Source organism: Pseudarthrobacter sp. NPDC055928 (genome assembly GCF_042270935.1).
Classification (GTDB): Bacteria; Actinomycetota; Actinomycetes; order Actinomycetales; family Micrococcaceae; genus Arthrobacter.
In genome coordinates this window covers 1-16,830 of record NZ_JBHJZH010000009.1, presented here as the reverse complement: position 1 = coordinate 16,830, position 16,830 = coordinate 1, and the positions used below count along the sequence as shown (strand labels likewise).

The window sequence follows — 16,830 nt, the reverse complement described above, 5'->3', positions numbered from 1 at the left end:
GCGGTGACTAGTCTTCGATCGTGGCGATGACGGCACCAGCCGACACCGTCTCGCCTGCTGTGGCGCTGAGTCCTGTGATGGTTCCGGAGCGGTGCGCGGTGAGCGGCTGCTCCATCTTCATCGCCTCAAGCACAACAACCAGGTCGCCTTCAGCCACGATGTCGCCGTTGCTGACTGCCACCTTGACGATGGTGCCCTGCATGGGGGAGGCAAGTCCGTTGCCCGAAGCAGCGGCCGCCGCACCGCCTGAACGGGAACGCTTTTTGGACTTCGCGGGCTTGGCTCCGGCAGAGCCGGATCCGAGGGAGCCGAGGGAGGCGGGAAGCACTACCTCGAGGCGCTTGCCGCCTACTTCAACCACCACGCGCTGGCGTTCGCCGGCGTCGTCGGCCTGGGCCTCGGTGCCGGTAGCCGTCCATGCCGGGATTTCACTGACGAAGTCGGTCTCGATCCAGCGCGTGTGGACCTTGAAGGGGCCTTCCGCCGGGGCGAAATCCGGGTTGCTGACCACGGCCAGGTCGAAGGGGATAACGGTGGGAATCCCTTCGACCACCATCTCCTCAAGAGCACGCCGGGAACGCTGCAGCGCCTGGGTGCGGGTGGCACCGGTGACGATCAGCTTGGACAACATCGAGTCGAAGTTGCCGCTGATGACGTCGCCCTGCTCAACACCGGAGTCAATGCGGATGCCGGGGCCCGTGGGATTCTTCAGGGTGGTGATGGTGCCCGGCGCCGGCATGAAGTTGCGGCCCGGATCCTCGCCGGTGATGCGGAATTCGATCGAGTGCCCGCGCACTTCGGGATCCCCGTAGCCAAGTTCCTCCCCGCGTGCCAGCCGGAACTGTTCGCGGACGAGGTCGATTCCGGTGACTTCCTCGGAAACGCAGTGCTCGACCTGGAGACGGGTGTTGACCTCAAGGAAGGAGATGGTGCCATCCTGGCCCACCAGGAATTCGCAGGTACCAGCGCCGAGGTAACCGGCTTCCTTCAGGATCGCCTTGGAAGATTCATAGAGCCTGCGGTTCTGCTCCTCGGTGAGGAACGGGGCCGGGGCTTCTTCCACGAGTTTCTGGTTGCGGCGCTGCAGCGAGCAGTCGCGGGTGGACACCACAACGACGTTGCCGTGGGCATCCGCCAGGCACTGAGTCTCGACGTGGCGCGGGGCGTCCAGGAACCGTTCGATGAAGCACTCACCACGGCCAAAGGCGGCAGTGGCCTCCCGCACGGCGGATTCGAACAGTTCGGGGATTTCCTCGCGGGTGCGGGCCACCTTGATGCCCCTGCCGCCGCCGCCGAAAGCGGCCTTGATGGCGACCGGCAGGCCGAACTTGTCAACGAATTCAAGGATTTCCTCGGCCGATTCCACCGGATCAGCGGTGCCGGGCACCTGGGGTGCGCCGACCTTTTCAGCGATGTGGCGGGCCTGCACCTTGTCACCCAAGGCGGAGATGGCGTCCGGGGAAGGGCCAATCCAGGTGATGCCGGCTTCGATGACCTTCGCGGCGAACTGGGCGTTCTCCGCGAGGAAGCCATAGCCGGGGTGGATGGCGTCCGCGCCGGACTGGCGGGCGACGTCAATGATCTTGTCCATCACCAGGTAGGACTCGGCGGCGGTGTTTCCACCGAGCGAGTAGGCCTCATCGGCAAGCCGCACGTGCAGGGCATCCCGGTCAGGATCGGCATAGACAGCCACAGAGGCGATGCCTTCATCTCGTGCTGCGCGAATGATCCGCACGGCTATTTCGCCACGGTTGGCGATCAGCACCTTAGTGAGGTTCGACTGCACGGGACTTGCGGACTGCTCCAACTTTGCTGACAAGGCGTCTCCTTCTTTCCTTCAGGGAGCCTAGCGCGATTTTGTGGGGTCCGCCGATATTACTTGCGGAATCCGCGCGTAAACGGGCAGAGCTTTGTAGGGAAGCTACAACTCTCCGGCAAATTGGGTCCCTTTATTCCGTTGGCCAAAGCTCGGTGATGCGCACGTTGGCCTGTGCCAGGAGGTTCCGGAGGGTGGAAACGGACAGCCCGACGACGGCGTGCGGGTCTCCGTCCACCTTCCGGATGAACGCCCCGCCCAGGCCATCGATGGTGAACGAGCCGGCGCAGTGCAGCGGCTCCCCGGTGGCGATGTAGGCGTCAATCTCCTCCGGTTCCATCTCCATGAAGTGGACTTCGGCTGACGCGACCGCTCCGAGGGTGGCGCCGGATCCGGGGTCTGTTGTGCCGTCGTCGGGGGCGGTGTCCCGGCAGTCCACCAGCCAGTGCCCCGTGTGCAGCACTCCACTGTTTCCGCTCATCCGGAGCATCCGCTCGCGGGCGACGCCGGCGGTGTACGGCTTGCCGTGCGCCTCGCCGTCGAACTCGAAGACGGAGTCGCAGCCCAGTACCAGCGTGCCGTCCGCTTCAGGCAGCGCGGCCACGGCCTCTGCCTTGGCCCGCGCCAGCAGCAGGGCGGTATCGTGCGGATCCGTGACGCCGTAGCGGGCCTGGACTGCGTCCTCGTCCACGTCGGACACCAGCACCGTGTGTTGGATGCCTGCCTCGGCGAGGAGTTTGGTGCGGGCGGGGGACTGGGAGGCAAGAATGAGGCGGGTCACCATTTCAGCCTAATGGACAGGCTGGCCGGCCCTGGCCGGGCCGCTTTCCAGGCGTTCCAGCTTGGCGCCCTCCACGTCCACGTCCGGCAGGATCCGCTCGAGCCATCCCGGCAGCCACCAGGTTTTTTCGCCCAGCAGGTACATCACCGCCGGGACGATGGTCATGCGCACCACAAAGGCATCCAGCAGCACGCCGAAGGCCATCGCGAAGCCCAGCGGCCGGACCATGGTCAGGTGGCTGAAGATGAAGCCGGCGAAGACGCTGACCATGATGATTGCTGCGGCGGTGACCACGGCTGCGGCGTGGCTGAACCCGATCCGGACGGCGTGCTTGGCAGAGGCACCGTGCATATAGGCCTCGCGCATGCCGGAGGCGATGAACACCTGGTAGTCCATGGCCAGGCCGAACAGTACGCCGATGAGGATGATGGGCAGGAAACTGAGCACGGCACCGGGGTTGGCGACGTCGAACACGCCTCCCAGCCACCCCCACTGGTACACCGCGACCACCAGGCCGAAGGCGGCGGCCAGGGAGAGCAGGAACCCGCCGGTGGCGAGGAGGGGAACCACGATGGAGCGGAATACCAGCAGCAGGAGGATCAGGGACAGCCCGACGACGATGGCCAGGTATGGCGGCAGCGCTTCACCGAGTTTGGTGGAGACGTCGATGTTGCCGGCGGTTTGCCCCGTGAGGCCGATAGTGACCCCGGTTTCAGACTTGATCTCCTCACCCCGTTCCCGCAGTTCGCTCACTACCTGAACGGTGCCCGCTTTGGCAGGACCCTCTTCTGGAATGACCTGGAAGACAGCGGTCCGGCGGTCCTCGCTGAGCGCCACCGGAACGGCTGCCACAACGTTGTCCACCCCGCGGATCAGGTCAGCGACGTCGTATTGCAGGGACTGGGCTTGGGTTTCGTCCAGGCCCGCCGGGAATTCGCCCACCACCACAATGGGTCCAGTGACACCTTCACCAAAACTGCGTGCCGTCAGGTCATAGGCGCGGTAGGCCTCGGAGTCGACCGGCTCGGACCCGCCGTCCGGCAGGGCGAGTTGCAGTTGGGTGGCGGGCAGCGCCAGGGCACCGAGCAGGAGCACGCCAGCCACCAGTGCCACCACGGGATGCCTGGTGACGAGTCCGCCCCAGCCACGGGTGCTCTTTTGCTCGTCCCTGGCTTTGTCTGCCAGTTCATGGCCTGCCTCCGCGTTGTGGGCGTCGGCTTTTGCCCATGCCCGCTTGGAGATGATGCGCCGGCCAATCAGCGAAAGCATTGCCGGGGTCAGGGTGAGGGCCACGAGGACGGCTACCGCAACAGTGCCGGCCGCTGCCAGGCCCATCACGCTCAGGAAGGGGAGCCCGGGAACCACCAGGGCGGCCAGGGCGATGATCACGGTGAGGCCGGCGAAGAGGACGGCATTGCCTGAGGTTCCGGTGGCACGGGCCACGGACTCTTCGGGCTCCATCCCGGACCGGAGCTGGGTTCGGTGGCGGTTGACGATGAACAGGGAGTAATCGATGCCGACGGCCAGCCCCAGCATCAGCGCGAGCATGGGGGAGATGGAGCTCATCTCGAACATTCCGGACAGGGCAAACGTGATGCCGACGCCGACGCCCACGCCGATGATGGCCATCAGCAGTGGAAGGCCGGCGGCGATGAGGGTGCCCAGCATCAGGACCAGGACGAGCGCGGCCACGGCGACGCCAATAATTTCGGCGGCGCCGAAGAGTTCCGAGATGTCCTCGGTGATTTCCTTGCTGGCCAACGCGGTGACGCCGGCGGCAGAGGTCTCGTGGGCGATGTCCTGGACCTGCTGGCGCACGGCCGGGGTCAGGCCGTTGATGGAGGAATTGAACTGGACCTGGGCCACCGCGGCCTGGCCGTCGGAAGACACAAAGCGGAGGCCAGCGGAGGCCTCCGCCTGGCGCTTGCCAAGGTCCAGCTTGGCCTTGGCGGCAGCAAGCTCCTGCGTGCCGGCGTCGAGCTGGGCCTGGCCTTGTGCCATTGCAGCTTTCTGCTGTCCCAGTTGAGCCTCGATCACGGGGGCCGGTGCCCCCGCTGCCGTGAGTTGCTCCTCCGCTGCGGCAAGCTGCGCCTTGCCCGCTTCCAGCTGGCTGCGGGAGGCGTCCAGGCGGGCCTGGCCCTCGGCGACCTGTTGCTCACCCGCGGTGATGGCCGCTGCTGCCTGGTCCACCTGGTCCTGGGTAGCGAACGGGTCCACTGTGGCTTTGACATCAGGCAGTGTTTCAAGCTTTTTGAGCGCTTCCGTCACAGCGGCGCGGCTCTCGGCCGTGAAGCCGCCCGCGGGTGCTTCGAAAACAATGCTGGCTGAGCCGCCTGATGCCGACGGCAGGTCCTGTCGGAGCTTATCGGCGATCCGCTGGGTTTCGGTGCCTGGGATCTGGAAGTTGTTGGATAGGGTGCCGTGGAACGCAGCGGCGGACCCGCCGACTGCCACCAGGACCGCGAGCCAGAGCGAGATGACCAGCCAGCGGTGACGGTAGGAGAACTTGCCGAGCCGGTAGAGCAACAAGGCCATGTCAGAGCCGATCTTTGAGGAGGGTGGGGGAGGAAGAGCGTGCCTGGTTGTCGAAGCCTGCGCCAAGGTGGCCGATGGCATCGATGAGCAGTTGGCGGAGAACGGAAAGGGAGGCTGGGGACAGATCAGCGCCGCACTGGGCGAACCAGACGTCCATCGCAGCCTTGCCGCAGGAGATGACGGAGCCGGCGAGGGCCCGGAGGTAGAGTTCGTCGATGGCCGCCCCGGGCGTCTTGGCCACCCGTTCCTTGGCAGCGGTGATGATCTGCTCTGTGCAGTGATCCCAGGCCTCAAGCTCGGAGCGGACCAGCAAGGAGTTCTGCTGCGTCAAGGTGAAAAGCTCTGCCATGGGGGCGACAGTCATGGGGTCGGCCAGCTGCATGAGCGCTACGCGGGCAGACTCGAGAATGGGCTCCCCGGCGGGGCGCAGCCGGAACTGCTGGAGGGCGTGGTCCAGGAAACCGTTGGTCACCGAAGCCAGGGCCGCCTCGGTGCTGCTGAAGTAGTTGAAGAAGGTGCGCCGCGATATTCCAGCGGCCTCGGCGATGTCCTCAACCGTGAAGTTGCCCGGCCCGCGGCTCCGAAGCAGTTTCAATGCGGCATCGGTGATGGCCTGGCGGGTGGCGGCCTTGTTCTGTTCGCGGCGGGAGGGCGCGGGCGCTGGCCCATCAGTCAGGGAAGAATGGCTCACGTGATTACACTATGTGCAAGTTTGCACTCTGCGCAAGTTGTTGGTTTGGCGAAGACCCGCTGAGCGCTAGCCGGTCTTCGTGAGCTGGATGGACTGGCCGGTAGCCCCCTGCTGGCCCTCCGCGAGCGGGATCGCAAAGACGGCGGTTCCATACGCGCAGACTTCAGTCCAGTTCGTGCCCATCTCGGAGGTGTCAAAGCGCATGGCCACAATGGCGTTGGCGCCGCGCTGCTGGGCCTCCGCCACCATTCGCGCCATGACCTCCTGACGGCTTTCGTACAATGCCCGCGTCATTTCGGGCAGTTCTCCGCCGCCGAGGGAACGGAGGCCGGCCAGCATTTGCGAGCCGATGTCCCGGGAGCGGACGGTTAGCCCCATCACCTCGCCGAACACGGCATCGATCCTGTGGCCCGGAATGTCATTGGTTGTCACGATCAGCATGCTGCCGAGCCTACTCAATTCCGGCCGGGCGTCGGGGGACCTTTCACAGCAGATTGAAAGGTTCCCGACAGCTGCATCCGAACCTTGCGCCGGACACTGGGATTATCTCGCAGGAGACACATCACAAGGAGCCGTCACCGGACGGCAGATCCAGGAGACAGTCAATGTCACGCAGAAAGAGAATTGCCCTTGGCCTTTCGGCCACGGCCCTTGCCGTCGGAGCCGGAATCGGTGTTGCCGGCATGGCGTCGGCAACTACCACGCCCACACCTACGCCCAGCGCCAGTTCCAGCGCCTCACCGGACAGCACGTCGCCCATGGATGGTAAAGGGCGGCACGGCGGCCGCGGAGGCGAGCGCGGGGTAGCGCAGGCCTCGGCGCTCGCGGAAAAACTCGGCGTCGAGGAAGCCAAAGTCACCGAAGCGCTGCAGGCTTTCCGCGAAGCCAACAAACCCACCTCGCCCCCGGCTGACGGCGAAAAACCGGACGCAGCGGCCCGGGAGGCGGCGCTCGCAAAGTCCCTGGCGGAATCTTTGGGGATTGAGGAGGCCAAGGTCACCGCCGCCCTTGAGGAGCTGCGCACCGAGGCCCGGGCCGAGAAGGCCGCTGCGCTCAAGACCAGGCTGGACAAAGCCGTTTCGGACGGCATCCTGACTCAGGAAGAGGCCGATGCGGTCACCAAAGCCGTGGAGAAAGGTGTGATCGGAGGAGGCGGCCGCTAGGAACCGGAGTCCCCGGGCCTTAACGGGAGAAGTCCCCGGGAGAATCCCGGGGACTTCCTCTTCAGGCTATGACTGGTGCATCGTTACGCCTTGGCGTCGGCCAGTTCCCGCCCTGTTGCACCGGAAGAAGCTCCCGTGTCCGACGCGGACGGATCTGCGGCGGGCTCGGCATCGTCATCAACAAACGGGGTGCCGTTGCGCGGCGCGTTGTAGAGGGCTTCATCCAGGATGCCCTGGCGCTTGGCCACAATGGTGGGGACCAGTGCCTGGCCCGCAACGTTAACCGCCGTGCGGCCCATGTCCAGGATCGGGTCGATGGCCAGGAGAAGTCCGACGCCGGCCAAAGGCAGTCCCAGCGTGGACAGCGTCAGGGTGAGCATCACTACGGCGCCGGTGGTGCCCGCTGTTGCAGCTGAACCAAGTACGGAGACGAGGGCGATCAGCAGGTATTGGCTGAAGTCCAGCTGGACGCCGAAGAACTGGGCCACGAAGATCGCGGAGATGGCCGGATAGATAGCGGCGCAACCGTCCATTTTGGTGGTGGCGCCGAGGGGTACGGCGAAGGAAGCGTACGCCCGGGGCACGCCCAGGCTGCGTTCGGTGACGCGCTGGGTCAGTGGCAGCGTGCCCACCGAGGAACGGGACACGAAAGCCAACTGGACGGCAGGCCACACTCCGGAGAAGTACTGCTTGATGGAGAGGCCGTGCGCGCGGACCAGCACCGGGTAGACCACGAACAGTACGAGGGCCAGGCCAACGTAGATGGCGAACGTGAACTTGCCCAGTGAGCCGATGGTGTCCCAGCCGTACACGGCCACGGCGTTGCCGATCAGGCCTACGGTGCCCAGCGGCGCGATACGGATGATCCACCACAGCACCTTCTGAATGACTGCCAGGGCTGAGGCATTGAGGTTGAGGAACGGCTCGGCGGCCTTGCCTACCTTCAGGGCAGCAACGCCGACGGCGATGGCGATCACCAGGATCTGCAGGACGTTGAAGCTGACGGCGGTGGTGACCGCACCTGATTCCGCAACGGTGGAGCTCGCACCCAGGCCCAGGAAGTTCTTCGGGAACAGGCCCACCAGGAAGGACCACCAGTCACCGGACTTACCGCTGTACTTGGCTTCCTCGGTGATGCCGGTGTTGGCACCGGGCTGCAGCAGGACGCCCAGGCCGATGCCGATCAGCACCGCGACCAGTGATGTGATGGCAAACCACAGCAGGGTGTTCCATGCCAGCTTGGCGGCGTTAGAGACCTGGCGGAGGTTGGAAATGGAGCTGACCACGGCCGTGAAGATCAGCGGCACCACGGCCGTCTGCAGCAGGGAAACATAGCTGGAGCCGATGGTCTGCAGCGTGGCGCCCAGGCCGTTGGGGCTGGTTTTGGTGCTGCCGGTGTACTTGGCCAGCAGGCCGAGGCCCAGGCCCACGATAAGGGCGGCGATGATCTGGAAGCCGAACGAGCCAGCCCATTTGGGCAGCTGGAAGCCGGTCTTTCCTGTGGATTCGGGGGTGCGGGTTTGAGTGCTCACCCGAATACGCTAGGCCGGTCCCACATAGCACGACGAACGGATGTTGAGAAATATTACGAGGCCACTTCACCCCCCAGCGGATAAAATCCGCTGAAATCCGGCGTCACATCAGGTAATTATGAAGTTATTCCCGTCCAGAGTGTGGCAAAAGTCTCGCGATCGGAGCGAGCCTAAGCCGCTGGGAGGTGAGGTTCAATTTCACGCCCGGGCTTAGGAAAGCAGCGCCCTCCGGAGGGTATCGAGTCCTACGGAGCCTACGTTCAGCGCCCGCGTATGGAATTCCTTCAGGTCAAAGCCTGGCCGTGCTTCGAGTTCCGCGCGGATCTGTTCCCACAGCCGCTGCCCCACCTTGTAGGAGGGAGCCTGGCCCGGCCAGCCGAGGTAGCGGGTAAATTCAAACTTCAGTTGCCCCTCGCTGATGGGCAGGTTTTTCTTCAGGAAGTCGTAGCCCGCCTCCGGGGTCCAGGTGCCGGTACCCCACCGCTCCGGAACAGCGAGCTCCAGGTGGACGCCGATGTCGAAGACCACCCGGGCGGCGCGCATCCGCTGCATGTCCAGCATGCCCATGTGGTCACCGGGATCGGACAGGTAGCCGAGTTCCTGCATGAGCTTCTCTGCATACAGCGCCCAGCCTTCACCGTGGCCGGACGTCCAGCACACGTTGCGGCGCCAGTTGTTCAGGAGCTCGCGGCGGTAGGTTGCGGTGGCCACTTGCAGGTGGTGGCCAGGGACTCCTTCGTGGAAGACAGTGGTGGTCTCGGCCCAGGTGGTGAAAGTGTCTTCGCCTGCCGGTACGGACCACCACATCCGGCCGGGGCGGCTGAAGTCATCGGACGGTCCGGTGTAGTAAATGCCACCTTCGTCGGTCGGGGCGATGAGGCACTCAAGCTTCTTCATCACGTCCGGGATCTCGAAGTGCACACCGGCCAGGTCCTTGATGGCCTTGTCGGAGAGTTCCTGCATCCAGGCCTTCAGGGCATCGGTGCCTTTGATTTGGCGCGCGGGATCGTTGTTGAGGATTTCCTTGGCTTCGGCGATGCTGGCCCCGGCCTTGATGGTTTCGGCCACTTGTTCCTGCTCGGTAATCAGGCGGTCCAGTTCCTGGACGCCCCAGGCGTACGTTTCTTCAAGGTCAACGGTGGCGCCCAGGAAGGAACGCGAGGCCAGCGCGTAGCGTTCCCTTCCCACGGCATCCTTCTGCGGGGCTGAGGGAAGCAACTCCGTGCGGAGGAATTCGGCGAGGCGGCTGTAGGCGCTGCGGGCGGCGGCAGCACCGGCGTCGAGCCTTTCCTGGACTGCCGCCTCCAGCGGCTCGTCGGCAATCTTGGCCTCCGCAGCCAACTTGGCAAAGAAGCCGTCCTCGGCGGCGTACTTCGTGGTTTGCTCGATGACGATGCTGACCTGGCGTTGCGCCGAAATCCTCCCTGCATCACGGGCCTGGCGGAGGGAAGCGATGTAGCCGTCGATGGCATCGGGAACGTTCAGGGCACGGCCCGCGATGTGCTCCCAGTCCTGCGCCGTGGCCGTGGGCATGAGGTCGAAGATGGCGCGGATGTCCTGCGCCGGGGAGGCAATGTTGTTCAGTTCGGCTTCGTCCCAGCCGGACTCACGGATTTCCAGCTGCAGTCCCAGCCGCTCGCGCATGGCATCCAGCGTTACGGCGTCCACGTCGTCCTGGGCTTCCAGCCCTTCCAGAGCGTCGAGCGTCTTCCTCGCTTCGGCGGCAAACTCCGCAATGCCGGCGGGGGAGTAGTCCTGGTATTCCGTCTCGTGTCCCGGCAGGCCCAGGGTGGTGGCGAAGGACGGATTCAATCGGATGAGCGTGTCGGTGTACTCATCCGCTACGGCGTCGATGGCGGTGCGTGGACGGGCGGAGGGCGCGGTTTCAGTAGTCACTCCACGAGACTAACGGTGCCCCTGGCGGTTAGGGAATGTTAGCCGCGGCTCCGCTTCCAGGCGCCCGGGCCGGGTGTGGGTGCCAGCCGCAGCTGCTGCCGGCGCACCCAATGCCGGACGGTGGGTTTACGGACCTCAGCGGTCTCCTGGCTTTGGAGGGAAAGCACGACGGCGGTCAGCGCGGCGAGCTCCTCGGCCGACGGTTGGCCCTTCACCACGGAAATCAGGGCGTCCGGCGTCTCTGCAACCGGGCTGTCCGCGGTCACAGCGGGATGTTCCCGTGCTTTTTGGTGGGCAGGCTGGCACGTTTGTCGCGGAGCGCCCGCAGGCCCCTGATGATCTGCGGCCGGGTTTCGGACGGCGCGATAACCGCGTCCACGTACCCAAGCTCCGCGGCCTGGTAAGGGTTGAGGAGCTCCTCCTCGTACTGGCGGATGACCTCGGCGCGCCGGGCTTCAACGTCTCCGCCGGCCTCGGCAACGGAAGCGAGATCGCGGCGGTAAAGGATGTTGACGGCACCCTGGGCTCCCATGACGCCGATCTGGGCGGTCGGCCAGGCCAGGTTGAGGTCTGCCCCAAGCTTCTTGGAACCCATCACGATGTACGCGCCGCCGTACGCTTTGCGCGTGATGACGGTCAGCTTGGGGACGGTGGCCTCGGCGTAGGCGTAGAGGAGCTTGGCGCCGCGGCGGATGATGCCTTGGAATTCCTGGTCCTTCCCGGGAAGGAAACCCGGAACGTCAACCAGCGTGATGATGGGGATGTTGAAGGCGTCACAGTGGCGGACAAAGCGGGCAGCCTTCTCAGATGCCGCGATGTCCAGCGTGCCGGCGAACTGCAGGGGCTGGTTGGCCACGATCCCCACAGTGTGCCCTTCGACGCGGCCGTAACCGATCATCACATTGGGGGCGTAGAGCGCCTGCATCTCGAGGAAATGTGCGTCGTCAACGATCTGCTCGATGACGGTGCGCATGTCGTAGGGCTGGTTCGCGGAATCGGGGATGAGCGCATCCAGGGCGAGGTCGTCGTCGTCGACATCCAGCTCCTGCTGGTGCTCCAGGACCGGGGCCTCCGACAGGTTGTTTGACGGCAGGAAGTCCAGGAGCTCGCGGACGAATTCGATGGCATCTGCTTCGTCGGAGGCCAGGTACGTGGAGGTTCCCGTGGTGGCGTTGTGCTGCCGGGCACCGCCCAGGGTTTCCATATCCACGTCCTCGCCGGTGACGGTCTTGATGACGTCGGGGCCGGTGATGAACATGTGGGAGGTCTTGTCCACCATGACCACGTAGTCGGTCAGTGCCGGGGAGTAGGCCGCTCCGCCGGCGGAGGGGCCCATGATGAGGGAGATCTGCGGGACCACGCCGGAGGCATGGACGTTGTTGCGGAAGATGTCCGCGAACATGGCAAGCGACGCGACACCTTCCTGGATGCGGGCGCCGCCGCCGTCGAGGATTCCCACTATGGGGCAGCCGTTGCGCAGCGCGAACTCCTGGACCTTGACAATCTTCTCGCCGTTGACCTGGCTAAGGGATCCGCCGTAGACGGAGAAGTCCTGGCTGTAGACGGCCACGGGGCGGCCGTCGACGGTGCCGTACCCGGATACCAGGCCGTCACCGAGCGGCTTCTTCTTTTCCATGCCAAAAGCGGTGGAGCGGTGCACGGCGAGCGCATCAAATTCGATGAACGATCCCTCATCGACGAGCAGTTCAATCCGTTCGCGCGCGGTGTTCTTGCCGCGGGCGTGCTGCTTCTCTATGGCTTCGGGGCCGGAGGGCTGTTCTGCACGGGCCTGGCGGTCGCGGAAATCGGCGATCTTTCCCGCTGTCGTTGTCAGATCGTGGCTCATGAAGTGTCTCCGGCTCTGTAGCTGATGGTGGCTGGTCCTGGGATGCTGCGGCGCATTAAGTAGCTTCCGCACAAAAACAGGACCCTGCTGGCTAGTCTAGTGACGCTATTCGTCGGGACCGCTGTAGAAAACCTACAATTTTCTGCGCTCGAGTGACGCCGAGACGCTTGTTACTCGCCAGTAACATACTTGGGTTACAGTGGAGCCATGACTTCGAGCAATGATGCTTCGGGTGCCGCTGCAGTGCCGTACCAGGCCGCCGGTTCCCTACAGGGCCGGACCCTGCTGATCTCGGGAGGCAGCCGCGGGATCGGGCTGGCCATAGCTACCCGGGCCGCGCAGGACGGCGCCAATATTGTACTGATGGCCAAGACCGGCAAGCCGCACGCGAAGCTGGCAGGGACCGTTTATACCGCCGCGGAACAGATCGAGGCAGCGGGCGGCCAGGCATTGCCTCTGGTGGGTGATGTGCGCAACGACGACGACGTTGCCGGCGCCGTTGCAGCAGCAGTGGAAATGTTCGGGGGCATCGACGCCGTCATCAACAACGCCTCAGCCATTGACCTGTCCCGGACTGACGAAGTGGACATGAAGCGCTACGACCTCATGCAGGACATTAACGTCAGGGGCACCTTCCTGCTGTCCAAGCTGGCGCTTCCGGCCCTGCGGAAGTCGGAGGCTGGTCAGATCCTGACGCTATCCCCGCCGCTGAACCTGGACCCCAAGTGGGCCGGGAAACACCTGGCCTACACCATGGCCAAATATGGCATGAGCCTGACCACTTTGGGGCTGGCGGAGGAACTCAAGGCGGACGGGATCAACGTCAACTCCCTTTGGCCGTGCACCCTGATTGATACCGCTGCTATCCGCAACATGCCCGGCGGGTCCAGCATGGTCCAGGCCGCCAGGGGCCCCCAGATTATGGCCGACGCCGCGCACGCCGTCCTAACCGGCGGCGTCCTGGCTGCCGGGGGGCCATCCACCGGCAACTTCTACACTGACGAGCAGGTGCTCGCCGCAGCCGGGGTGACGGACTTCCGGCCCTACAGCCTGGGCGCAGACGAAGACCGGTTGGTTCCTGACATCTTCCTCTGAACCTGCTGGTCGCGGGAGCCCGCGCGTGGGCAAGTCGATAGGATTCAAGCATGGATGATGCACACGCCCCGGGCATACCGTTGAACCGCGGAGCCTTGGCAGACCAGGATTTTCTGTCCGCCACAGGCATCGCGAAGCTCGTGGTGGTGGACTCCACCGGTTCCACCAACGCCGACCTCCTGCGGTCAGTCGCTGTGGAGCCGAAGTCCTGGCCGGATCTTTCTGTCCTGACTGCTGAGTACCAGACAGCAGCCCGGGGCCGCCTTGACCGCCGGTGGGAGGCCCCTCCCTTAAGTTCGGTATCTGTCTCGATCGTGCTCAGGCCCGTCAACGCCGAGGGGCGGCCGCTGCCGGCGCAGTGCTACTCCTGGTTGTCCCTGCTGGCCGCCTTGGCGCTGCGGGAAACCCTGTTGGAGACTGCCGGCATCCCTGCGGAGCTCAAGTGGCCCAACGACGTCCTGGTACGCGGCCGGAAAATCGCCGGAATCCTCGCCCAGCTTGGCCCCATGGTGGAGGGCTCCGCGCCGCCGGTCATCCTGGGCACCGGCCTGAACGTCAGCCTCAGTTCCGCCGAACTTCCCGTCCCTACGGCCACCTCGGTAGCACTGGAGCAGCCCGTGACGGTGGACAGGACGCTGCTGCTCAAGAGCTATCTCTCCCATTTCGCCGTGCTCTACCGCAGTTTCTGCAACGCCGACGGCGATCCCGCCGCCGGGATGGCCGGCGGCCCGTCACTGCACAAGCGGGTGGAAGCCGTCCTGGTGACACTGGGCAAGCAGGTCAAAGCCCAGTTGCCCGGTGACCACGAGATCATCGGGCACGCAACGCGTTTGGACGATTACGGCTCCCTGCTGGTTGTCGACGGTTCCGCTCATGAACATGTGGTGACAGCCGGCGACGTCGTGCACCTCCGCCCCTGGACCCCGCCGGGCCAAGCGCCGCGGCAGGGGACCGAAAGCGGTTATGCGTAGAGACCTCGTGCCGGGTGAACAGGTGATAGTCACCACGCGCCCCCAGCCGAGGAAGCTGATTGTGCCAGCCGCAGCCTTCATCGCCGCTCCCGCGGCGGCGGCGTTCGCCAGCGCCTGGATCATCCGGGGGGAAGCGGAACGGCTGGTCCCCGCGCTCTCCCGGGAATGGTCTCCCTGGCTGGTCACAGGATGCATCCTCGGCGCCGCATGGATATGGTTGGCCTACTGCCTCCCACGCCTGCTGAAATGGCAGGGGACCCGTTACACACTCACCAGCCGCAGGATAGTTGCCAGATACGGCATGCTGAAGCGGCGGGACCAGCAGGTGAACCTGGCAGCGGTCCGCAACCTGATGCTTACCCAGACAATGGGGCAGCGCATATTGCGGTCAGGGAATATATCCTTGGAAACCGGATACCAGGGGATAGTCACAGTTGTTGATGTGCCGGAAGTTGCCAGATTCCGGGACTTTGTCCTGGATGCCATCGACGAGTTGCCCGGGGACGTGGCATTTGGGGCAGCCGACCCTGCGGAGGAACGCGGGACGCTGCCATGGGAGTTGAGAGAAGGTGGGACAGATGAACGATGACGAGCAGCAGGAGCAGCCGGCTCCTGGTGTCGACGCCCGGCCTGCCATCGTGCACCCCGCCACCGGAACTCTTTCCGCGGAACGACTGGCTGCCAAGGCACTTGAAGCCCGGCTCCTGGGTGGCGACCGCAAACTGCGGCGCCGCGAAGTCGCAGCCGGCGCAGGGCTGTCCCTCCTCTCGGCACGCAAACTGTGGCGGGCGCTCGGCTTTCCGAATTTCGGCGATGAGGACGTGGCGTTCACGGAACGCGACCAGGCAGCCCTGTCCACCGTGGTGGACCTGGTCCGCACCGGGAAGCTGACCGAAGAGGCAGCGATCTCCGTGACCCGCGCCATTGGGCAGATGACCGACCGGATGGTGGTCTGGCAGATCGAAGCCCTGGTCGAGGACATGGTCCATGAACAGGGGGTCACCGATGCCGTGGCACGCAAGAGGCTGGTGAACGAACTTCCGGCGCTGGTGGACGCCCTTGAGGAGATGCTGGTCTATAGCTGGCGGCGCCAACTCAATGCCGGTGTCCAGCGGCTCGCCGTTCGGGCGGAAGCCGGCCTGCAGGCCAGCGAGGAGGGCCGCGAAGGCGACGAGGATGACGCTCCGCTGCCTCTGGCGCGCGCCGTCGGATTCGCTGACCTGGTGTCCTACACCAGCCTGTCACGGCGCATGAATGAGAAGACCCTCGCCAGGCTGGTCCAGAGGTTCGAGAACAAATGCGCTGAAATCATCTCCGTAGGCGGTGGCCGCCTGGTCAAGACCGTCGGCGACGAAGTGCTCTACATTGCCGAGACTCCCGCCGCCGGGGCCGAGATCTCCCTTGCCCTCGCCCAGGCATTCACCGAGGACGAGATCCTGCCCGAGGCCCGCGTGGCGATGGTCTGGGGCCGGATCCTGTCCCGGCTCGGAGACATCTATGGCCCTACCGTGAATCTTGCCGCCCGGCTCACCACTCTGGCGGACCCGGGAACCGTGCTGGTGGATTCCATGACAGCCTCCGCCCTGGACCAGGACGAGCGTTTCGTCTTGCTCCCGCAGCCAGCCGAGAACGTCCGTGGCTTCGGGGAAATCCACCCCGTCCGCCTTGCCAGGGGACTGGGCAAGGGCCTGGTCCTGGACTGAGCCTGCAACCGGAAGCAGCGATTTTATCCATTTGATGGTGAATAGCGCTATAGTCGTGAATGCCCGGCGATAGCTGGCCGGAGACCGGCCCTGCCGGAGGCTTACCTGGGGGAACCGAACCTTGAATTTTCGCCGATCTGCGCGCGCTACGGGAGCGACAGCAGCCGGACCGCGCATCCGCCCGCCCCGCTGGTTTGCAGCCACCGCCTTTAGCGCTGCGGTAGTGGTGTTGGTCACGGGTGCGGTGTTGTATCCGGGGTTTAAGACCACTGAGGTGGAGTTGAACGACGGCGGTGTGTGGGTGGTGTCGAAGTCGAAGAATGCTGTGGGGCGGTTGAATTATCCGTCGCGGGTTCTTGATGGTGCGGTGACTCCGGCGAGTACGACGTTTGATATTTTGCAGCATGCCGGGGATGTGTTTGTCGATGATGAGACGGGTTCGACGCTGAACCAGGTTTCTCCTGCGAATATGCGCCTGGGTGGGGATAAGCAGTTGCCGGGTTCGGCCGATGTGAGTTTCGGTTCCGCTGTCATCTCTGTTACGGATGCGGCGAAGGGCAAGGTTTGGGCGGTGTCACCGTCCACCGTGAACGGGTTTGATGAGGAATCGTCGGAGCCGGTGATGGTGGGTTCCGAGGGGTTGGTGTCCGCTGTGGGCGCTGATGACCGGATTTATTCTGCGGATCCGAAGACTGGCACGGTCACCGTCACGGCCGTGGATGTTAACGGTGAGGTGACGTCGTCGGACGCCAGCACGTGGGGTGAGCTGAAGGGTTCCGGTGATCTGCAGATCACGGTGGT

Annotated in this window: 14 protein-coding genes and 1 pseudogene; 6 read left to right on the top strand and 9 right to left on the bottom strand. The window is 64.8% G+C overall.

The window, feature by feature from the left end:
* Window positions 1-7 precede the first annotated feature (7 nt).
* From ACFC25_RS12520 to ACFC25_RS12500, 5 genes are all read right to left on the bottom strand, one after another.
* A complete protein-coding gene (locus ACFC25_RS12520) occupies window positions 8-1,819 on the bottom strand; it encodes an acetyl/propionyl/methylcrotonyl-CoA carboxylase subunit alpha (protein WP_376045563.1) in 1,812 nt (603 codons plus the stop codon).
* Window positions 1,820-1,949: 130 nt separating this feature from the next.
* Window positions 1,950-2,597, bottom strand: a complete 648-nt coding sequence (locus ACFC25_RS12515) for a nucleoside triphosphate pyrophosphatase (RefSeq protein WP_337346555.1) — start codon at window positions 2,595-2,597, stop codon at window positions 1,950-1,952.
* A gap of 9 nt (window positions 2,598-2,606) precedes the next feature.
* Window positions 2,607-5,132, bottom strand: a complete 2,526-nt coding sequence (locus ACFC25_RS12510; RefSeq protein ID WP_376045560.1) for an MMPL family transporter — start codon at window positions 5,130-5,132, stop codon at window positions 2,607-2,609.
* A 1-nt stretch (window position 5,133) separates the two neighbouring features.
* Window positions 5,134-5,823, bottom strand: coding sequence for a TetR/AcrR family transcriptional regulator (locus tag ACFC25_RS12505; protein ID WP_337346553.1), 690 nt, complete (start codon window positions 5,821-5,823; stop codon window positions 5,134-5,136).
* A 66-nt stretch (window positions 5,824-5,889) separates the two neighbouring features.
* Window positions 5,890-6,264: a YbjQ family protein gene (locus ACFC25_RS12500; protein ID WP_337349999.1), complete on the bottom strand. Its 375-nt coding sequence runs from the start codon at window positions 6,262-6,264 to the stop codon at window positions 5,890-5,892.
* 164 nt (window positions 6,265-6,428) lie between these two features.
* Between ACFC25_RS12500 and ACFC25_RS12495 the strand changes: the two genes are divergently transcribed.
* A complete protein-coding gene (locus ACFC25_RS12495; RefSeq protein WP_337349998.1) occupies window positions 6,429-6,986 on the top strand; it encodes a hypothetical protein in 558 nt (185 codons plus the stop codon).
* An 83-nt stretch (window positions 6,987-7,069) separates the two neighbouring features.
* On the opposite strand, the gene ACFC25_RS12490 is transcribed toward ACFC25_RS12495, so the two are convergent.
* From ACFC25_RS12490 to ACFC25_RS12475, 4 genes are all read right to left on the bottom strand, one after another.
* Window positions 7,070-8,518, bottom strand: coding sequence for a dicarboxylate/amino acid:cation symporter (locus ACFC25_RS12490; RefSeq protein ID WP_337346550.1), 1,449 nt, complete (start codon window positions 8,516-8,518; stop codon window positions 7,070-7,072).
* 210 nt (window positions 8,519-8,728) lie between these two features.
* Window positions 8,729-10,414 (bottom strand): DUF885 domain-containing protein, encoded by a 1,686-nt coding sequence (locus tag ACFC25_RS12485; protein ID WP_376045555.1) that lies wholly within the window; start codon window positions 10,412-10,414, stop codon window positions 8,729-8,731.
* Window positions 10,415-10,452: 38 nt separating this feature from the next.
* On the bottom strand, window positions 10,453-10,680 hold the full coding sequence (locus ACFC25_RS12480; RefSeq protein ID WP_376045553.1) for an acyl-CoA carboxylase subunit epsilon: 228 nt from the start codon (window positions 10,678-10,680) through the stop codon (window positions 10,453-10,455).
* On the bottom strand, window positions 10,677-12,260 hold the full coding sequence (locus ACFC25_RS12475) for an acyl-CoA carboxylase subunit beta (RefSeq protein WP_376045550.1): 1,584 nt from the start codon (window positions 12,258-12,260) through the stop codon (window positions 10,677-10,679). The genes ACFC25_RS12480 and ACFC25_RS12475 overlap by 4 nt, the downstream gene beginning before the upstream one ends.
* Window positions 12,261-12,467: 207 nt before the next feature.
* On the opposite strand from ACFC25_RS12475, the gene ACFC25_RS12470 reads away from it, so the two are divergent.
* From ACFC25_RS12470 to ACFC25_RS12450, 5 genes and pseudogenes are all read left to right on the top strand, one after another.
* Window positions 12,468-13,355 (top strand): NAD(P)-dependent oxidoreductase, encoded by an 888-nt coding sequence (locus ACFC25_RS12470; RefSeq protein ID WP_337349994.1) that lies wholly within the window; start codon window positions 12,468-12,470, stop codon window positions 13,353-13,355.
* Window positions 13,356-13,405: 50 nt separating this feature from the next.
* A complete protein-coding gene (locus ACFC25_RS12465; RefSeq protein ID WP_376045547.1) occupies window positions 13,406-14,326 on the top strand; it encodes a biotin--[acetyl-CoA-carboxylase] ligase in 921 nt (306 codons plus the stop codon).
* Complete coding sequence (locus tag ACFC25_RS12460; RefSeq protein ID WP_376045544.1) at window positions 14,319-14,915, top strand: PH domain-containing protein; 597 nt, start codon at window positions 14,319-14,321, stop codon at window positions 14,913-14,915. Before ACFC25_RS12465 ends, ACFC25_RS12460 begins: the two co-directional genes overlap by 8 nt.
* Window positions 14,905-16,029, top strand: a complete 1,125-nt coding sequence (locus tag ACFC25_RS12455) for an adenylate/guanylate cyclase domain-containing protein (RefSeq protein ID WP_337346543.1) — start codon at window positions 14,905-14,907, stop codon at window positions 16,027-16,029. The genes ACFC25_RS12460 and ACFC25_RS12455 overlap by 11 nt, the downstream gene beginning before the upstream one ends.
* Window positions 16,030-16,204: 175 nt before the next feature.
* Window positions 16,205-16,830 (top strand): annotated as a pseudogene (locus ACFC25_RS12450) (hypothetical protein); the annotation flags it as partial.